We start from the raw sequence: 5630 nt of genomic DNA, 5'->3' as shown, positions 1-5630 counted from the left end.
GCACGGCGGCGCCCGGAGCGCTGGCGGGCCGTTCCTACCCGGAGGCCCCCGCGTCGCCCTGCCCGGCCTCCTCGCGCTGGCGGCGGTGGTACTCCTCCATCGCCTTGGGCGTGTTCAGCGGCGAGGGGACCCAGGCCACCTCGGTGTCGACCTCGCCGCGCTGGATGCGGCGCTCCTCCTCGGTGAGGTACTCCTCGGGGATGTCGAACTCGCCGTCACGGGCGCCCAGGACGAAGGCCTCCCACTCGGCGGGGGTGAAGAACAGGGTGCCCTTCTCGGGGGACTTGCCGTCGCGCACCGCGCGGAAGCCGTCGTCGAAGGTGGCGACCTCGACCACGGCCTCGGACTCCTCCTTGGACAGGGAGGACCGCATCCAGACCGCGTCGGTGGTGTCGTGCCACTTCTCGTTGCCCATGGCCTCGGGCGGGAGCTCCCGCCCGGTCCCGGTCCGCTCGCTCATCGCACTTCCTCTTCCCAGCAACCGGCGTCGGCCGGGGTGCCCGGGCCGACGGGACAGCGCCGCGGCCTGTCCCACCGCCCGACCCTAGCGTGTGCCGGAGGGGCTCAGGAGCGCCTTCCGCTCTCCTCGCCCACGTCGGGACCGTCGAGCGGCGAGGGGGTCTCGTCCAGCTCGGAGGGCGTCTCGTCGAGTTCGGAGATCTGGTCGTCGTCCAGGCCGGCGTAGGGGTCGTCGCGCTTCCTGCGCCGGTCGTTGAGGAAGGCGAACAGCTCGGCCACCTCGAAGAGGACGACGAGCGGAACGGCCAGCGCGAGCATGGAGATCGGCTCGGCCGGGGTGATGACGGCCGCGATCACGAACACCGCGAAGATGATGACGCGGCGCCACTTGGCGATGGCCGCGTGCGGCAGGATCCCGATGATGTTGAGCAGCGCCACCAGAAGCGGCAGCACGAAGCCCAGGCCGAACATGCCCATCATGATGAGCATGTAGTTGAGGTACTCGCTGATGGTGAGGAAGGGATCGGCGTCCTCGGGCAGGAACCCGAAGAGCATCGTCAGCGCGTACGAGGTGATGAAGTACGCCAGGGTCGCGCCCACCGCGAACAGGACCGCGGCCAGGGGAGCGAAGACGTAGGCGTAGCGCTTCTCGCGACCGTGCAGGGCCGGGGCGACGAAGGCCCACAGCTGGTACAGCCAGAACGGCGCGGAGACGAGCGCGCCCACGAAGAGCCAGATCTTCATGGAGACGAAGAAGGCGTCGAAGGGCCCGGTGACGATGAGCGAGCAGTCGTCGGGACCGTTCACCTGGGACACCGGCAGGGAGCAGTAGGGCTCCACCAGGAAGTCCCACACCCAGTCGTCGGTCAGGACGCCGACCACCGTGCCCAGGGCGAGGGCGATCATCGCCTTCACCAGGCGGTTGCGCAGCTCGCGCAGGTGGTCCATGAGCGGCATCCGGGCCTCGGGGTTGGTGGCCCGGCTTCGTGCCCTCATCGTGCGGTCACTCTCTCGTCGTCTGCTCCGGCCCCGTGCCGCTCGGCGGCGGGGCCCTGGACTCCGGGGCGGGGCGGAGCCCGCGCGCGCGTCGCTCCACGGCCTCCGGGAAGCTAGTTGCCGTAGGTGCGGTGCGTGGTCTCACCGGACTCGTCGACGATGCGCTGGCCGGGGGGCAGCTGCGGGTAGCCCTGCTGCTGGGGCTGCTGCGGCTGCGGGTAGCCCTGCTGCTGGTAACCCTGCTGGGGCTGGCCCGGCGCGTTCTGCTGGGGGGCCTGCTGCTGGTGGGTCTGGGCGCGGGTGTCCGCGTTGTCCTCGGACTCGTTGTTGTCGTCGTCGACCAGGCCCTTGCTCTCGGCCTTGAGGATGCGCGCGCTGCGCCCCAGGGAGCGGGCCAGGTCCGGGAGCTTCTTGGCTCCGAAGAGCAGGATCGCCAGGACGATGAGGATGGCGATGGTAGGTCCGTTGAACGGTCCCATGGTTCTACCTCTCTGTGGGGCGCGACCAAGCGCCTTCGATGGTACGCGCATTCGGACGCGGGGCCATCACGGCCCCGCGCCGCCGCGGCCGACGCGCTCACGCAGGTCAGCGTTGCTCGCCCGGTACTCGTCCGACGCCCGTGCCACCGCCAGGGACAGCACCCCCGCCGCGCGGCGTGCGCGCAGCGCCAGGGCTCCGATGGCGACGAGTCCGGCCGCGACCACACCGAACAGGACAGCGAGGACTATCACGCTGCAACCTTATCCTTTCCGGACCGACCTGTCCCTTGCCCCGGGGTGAACGTCTGGGCCTCACTCGGACGACGAAGTGGTCTCGACCAATTTCGCGGAGGTTTGGGACGTCCGGTAGTGCTCCAGCGCACGGCGGGCCTCGGCCCGGGCCTCCTCGGCGAGCGCCACAGGAGACACCACGCGCCCCTGCTGCCCCAGACGCAGCGCCAGCCGCACCACCCAGGCCGGAGCGGGAGTGCGCAGAGTGGCGCGGACCCCTCCCCCGGGCAGTTCGGTCACCGACTCGCACACGTAGTCCTCGGTCACCCAGCGGGCCGCGGGCTCCAGGTCCAGGACGACCAGGGCGTCGCGCTCCGAGCGCTGGAGGACGCCCCCGGACAGGTCGCGGCGGCCCACCCCCGCGGGCACCTCGGCGGCGAAGGGCAGCACCGTCAGTTCCAGGACCCGGTCCAGGCGGAACAGGCGCACGTCCCGGCGCAGGTGGCAGTAGCCCTCCAGGAAGGGGTAGCCGTCCTGGACCACCAGCCCCATGGGGTCCACGTCGCGCTCGGTGACCTGGTCCAGGTAGCCCGACAGGTAGCGCAGGTGCAGGCGCTGGCCCGCCTCCAGCGCGTCGGCGCAGCGGCGTTGGGTCTGGGCGACCTGCTCGTCGCCCTCCACGCGCACCTGGACCGAGTCGGCCAGCGAGCCCACGGCGGCCCCCGCGGCGGCGCGCAGCTTCTCGCCCACCCGCTTGAGGGCGCCGGTCTCCAGGCCCTCGGTCTCGGGCAGCGCCTCCAGCAGGGACAGGCCCACGACCAGGCTGGCCGCCTCGTCGGCGGTCAGGCGCAGCGGCTGGGCGAGGGTGTCGGCGTTGGCGATGATGATCTCGCCGGTCTCCCTGGCCGCGTCGAGGTCGACGTCGATGAGGTCGCCGGGGGTGTAGCCGGGCAGGCCGCACATCCACAGCAGGCTGAGGTCGGCGACCACCTGCTTCTCGCTGAGCCCGAAGTGGCGGGCCACCTCGGGCACGCGCACGTCGCGACCCAGGGCGTAGGGGACGAGCATCAGCAGGCGGCGCAGCTGGTCGGCGGAGCGGGGACCGCGGACGGGGGCCTCGGTCTCCTCCACCGTGCCGGGACCGTCCGCGGCCTCGGCGGCGGGGGCCGTCTCGGCGGTGGCCGTCAGGTGGGCGGCCATGGCCTCACGGGCGCCCACGGGTTCGACGACGACCGCGTTGGAGCCGAAGTAGGCCACGCGCCGCACCAGGTCGGGGGTGTCGGTGTAGGGCAGGGTGAGCGTGTCCCAGCCGACGCCGGAGCTGTCGCGCTCGCCGGGCACCACGCGCAGGGCGCTGCGGCGCAGGGCGTGCGCGGAGTCGGTGCGCACCCGCAGGACGGCGGTTCGCTCGGACTCGGCGCTGTGGCCCGCGACCACCGAGCGCAGGTCCACACCCTCGGGGACGACGACGTCGGGGCCGCCGCGCAGGATGGTCACCTCACCGCGGATGCGGCCCAGGCGGAAGACGCGGCGGGCGTCGCGCAGGCGGTCGTGACCGACCACGTACCAGTGTCCGCGCAGGTTGACGATGCCCCAGGGTTCGACCTCGCGGGTCTCGGCCTCGGTCTGGCCGGGCTTGCGGTAGGCGAAGGAGACGGGGCGCCGGTCGCGCACGGCCTGCCAGACCGGGCCGAAGGAGGGCTCGTCGGTGCGCATGGCGGGCGTGAGTCCGGGGGCGGCCTCGCTGTCGACGGGGACCCCGGCGGAGCGCAGCTTGAACAGGGCGTTGGCGGCGGCCTCGCCGAGGGAGGCGTGCCGCCAGGCGCGGGCGGCCAGTCCCAGGACGAGGGCCTCGTCGGGCAGGAGTTCGATCTCGGGCAGCTCGTAGTCGGAGCGGGAGATGCGGTAGCCCTCCTCGCCGCTGATGGCGTCGCCGGTGCCCACCTGGATGGGGATGCCGCTGTCGCGCAGTTCGCGCTTGTCGCGCTCGAACATGCGCTTGAAGGCGGACTCGGTCTCGGCCTCGGCGTAGCCGTGCACCGTCTTCCTGATCTCCTGAGCGGTCAGGTGGCGGCGCGTGGACAACAGACAGATGACCAGGTTCAGCTGTCGTTCCGTCTTCCTGCGCGACATCGTCCGCACCCTTCTCGCCCGTGGTGGATGGACCGGCGGCGGCTGACGCTGGCGCGTCGCCCGGGCACCGGTTCAGCAACGACGGTACCGTGCCTTGCATGATCCGGTGGCGCCGTGGTGAAGTCCGTCAGATCCTCCCCTCCTGGCCGGGGGTCGTGCTGTGCGCGGTGGCGCTGGAGCCCGTGGCCGAAGCGGACCGCAGAGGCCGCGGGGCCGCGGGAGCGGGCGGAGAGGTGACGTGCCGCGCGCTGGCCTACACCGACCTGGTGGGCGCGCCCGAGGCGGGCGACACCGTGCTGCTCAACACCGGCGCCCTGGACCTGGGGCTGGGGACGGGCGGGTACGCGCTGGTGGTGGCCGTGCCCGACCGGCTGCCCCCTGACCCCCGCGGGCCCGGCCACCTGGTCAAGGCCCGTTACACGCCGTTGCAGGCCACCGTGCTGGGCGCCGACGAGCAGGGCTCGCCCCACCACGAGGTGCTGCGCTCGGCCGAGGGCGTGGAGGGCATGCCGGTGGTGGTGGCCGACCTGCACTCGGCGCTGCCCGCCGTGGTGGCGGGGGTGCGCGCGCACCGGCCGGGGGCGCGGATCGTCCACGTGATGCTGGACGGGGGCGCGCTGCCCGCGGCGTTCTCGCGGCTGGTGGGCGCGCTGCGCGAGGAGGGTCTGCTGGCGGGGTGCGTGACCACGGGGCAGTCCTTCGGCGGTGACCTGGAGGCGGTGACCGTGCATTCGGGGCTGCTGGCTGCCCGGCACGTGCTGGGTGCGGACGTGGCGGTGGTGTGCCAGGGTCCGGGCAACCTGGGCACCGGGACGCCGTGGGGGTTCTCGGGAGTCTCGTGCGGTGAGGCGGTGAACGCGGCGGCGGTGCTGGGCGGGCGTCCGGTGGCGTCGCTGCGGGTGAGCGAGGCCGACGCGCGCGAGCGGCACCGGGGGGTGTCGCACCACAGCCTGACCGCCTACGGGCGGGTGGCGCTGGCGCGGGCGGAGGTGGTGGTGCCGCTGCTGCCGGGGGTGTTCGGCGAGCGCGTGCGCGTCCAGGCCGGGGCTCTGGGCGAGCGGCACACCCTGGTGGAGGTGGGTGTGGACGGGCTGGAGGAGGCGGTGCGGACGCTTCCGGTGAAGGTGTCGACGATGGGCCGTGGCCTGGAGGAGGACCGCGCGGCCTTCCTGAGCGCCGCGGCGGCGGGCCGCCACGCGGCCGCGCTGCTGTAGGCGCGGGTCAGGGGCGGCGCGGGCGGGTTGTCCACAGGCTCCGGAACGGTCTGGTTCGAGCTGGGTCCGGGCTTCTACCCTGGTTAAAGGGGGCGCTCGCGCCCCGCCCGCCCCGTGC

The 5630-nt window shown here is 73.3% G+C and carries 6 protein-coding genes; 1 reads left to right on the top strand and 5 read right to left on the bottom strand.

Translation table 11 applies throughout. From position 1 onward, the window contains the following. Positions 1 to 34: 34 nt before the first annotated feature. The 5 genes from DQW06_RS01165 to DQW06_RS01145 all read right to left on the bottom strand — a co-directional run bounded on the left by DQW06_RS01165 (position 35) and on the right by DQW06_RS01145 (position 4298). Complete coding sequence (locus tag DQW06_RS01165; RefSeq protein ID WP_071621847.1) at positions 35 to 460, bottom strand: DUF397 domain-containing protein; 426 nt, start codon at positions 458 to 460, stop codon at positions 35 to 37. 104 nt (positions 461 to 564) lie between these two features. Beyond that, the gene (tatC, locus tag DQW06_RS01160) at positions 565 to 1416 is read right to left on the bottom strand and encodes a twin-arginine translocase subunit TatC (protein ID WP_041552527.1); all 852 of its coding nucleotides are present in this window, start codon (positions 1414 to 1416) and stop codon (positions 565 to 567) included. A gap of 152 nt (positions 1417 to 1568) precedes the next feature. Beyond that, complete coding sequence (gene tatA / locus DQW06_RS01155; protein WP_013152540.1) at positions 1569 to 1934, bottom strand: Sec-independent protein translocase subunit TatA; 366 nt, start codon at positions 1932 to 1934, stop codon at positions 1569 to 1571. Between the two features lie 66 nt (positions 1935 to 2000). Next, entirely contained in the window at positions 2001 to 2186 is a 186-nt protein-coding gene (locus DQW06_RS01150; protein WP_013152539.1) for a hypothetical protein, read from the bottom strand. Between the two features lie 60 nt (positions 2187 to 2246). Then, entirely contained in the window at positions 2247 to 4298 is a 2052-nt protein-coding gene (locus DQW06_RS01145; RefSeq protein WP_013152538.1) for a YafY family protein, read from the bottom strand. Positions 4299 to 4396: 98 nt separating this feature from the next. On the opposite strand from DQW06_RS01145, the gene DQW06_RS01140 reads away from it, so the two are divergent. Further along, on the top strand, positions 4397 to 5512 hold the full coding sequence (locus DQW06_RS01140; protein ID WP_013152537.1) for a DUF3866 family protein: 1116 nt from the start codon (positions 4397 to 4399) through the stop codon (positions 5510 to 5512). Positions 5513 to 5630: the final 118 nt, after the last annotated feature.

The organism is Nocardiopsis sp. TNDT3 (genome assembly GCF_003427465.1).
In the GTDB taxonomy this organism is placed as follows: Bacteria; Actinomycetota; Actinomycetes; order Streptosporangiales; family Streptosporangiaceae; genus Nocardiopsis; species Nocardiopsis dassonvillei.
This window is presented reverse-complemented; position numbering and strand designations above follow the sequence as displayed.

Excerpts from the sequence above, each read along its gene's own strand:
- DQW06_RS01140 (WP_013152537.1), top strand. The coding sequence starts at position 4,397 with ATGATCCGGTGGCGCCGTGGTGAAGTCCGTCAGATCCTCCCCTCCTGG.
- tatA (WP_013152540.1), bottom strand. The coding sequence starts at position 1,934 with ATGGGACCGTTCAACGGACCTACCATCGCCATCCTCATCGTCCTGGCG.
- DQW06_RS01145 (WP_013152538.1), bottom strand. The coding sequence starts at position 4,298 with ATGTCGCGCAGGAAGACGGAACGACAGCTGAACCTGGTCATCTGTCTG.
- DQW06_RS01165 (WP_071621847.1), bottom strand. The coding sequence starts at position 460 with ATGAGCGAGCGGACCGGGACCGGGCGGGAGCTCCCGCCCGAGGCCATG.
- tatC (WP_041552527.1), bottom strand. The coding sequence starts at position 1,416 with ATGCCGCTCATGGACCACCTGCGCGAGCTGCGCAACCGCCTGGTGAAG.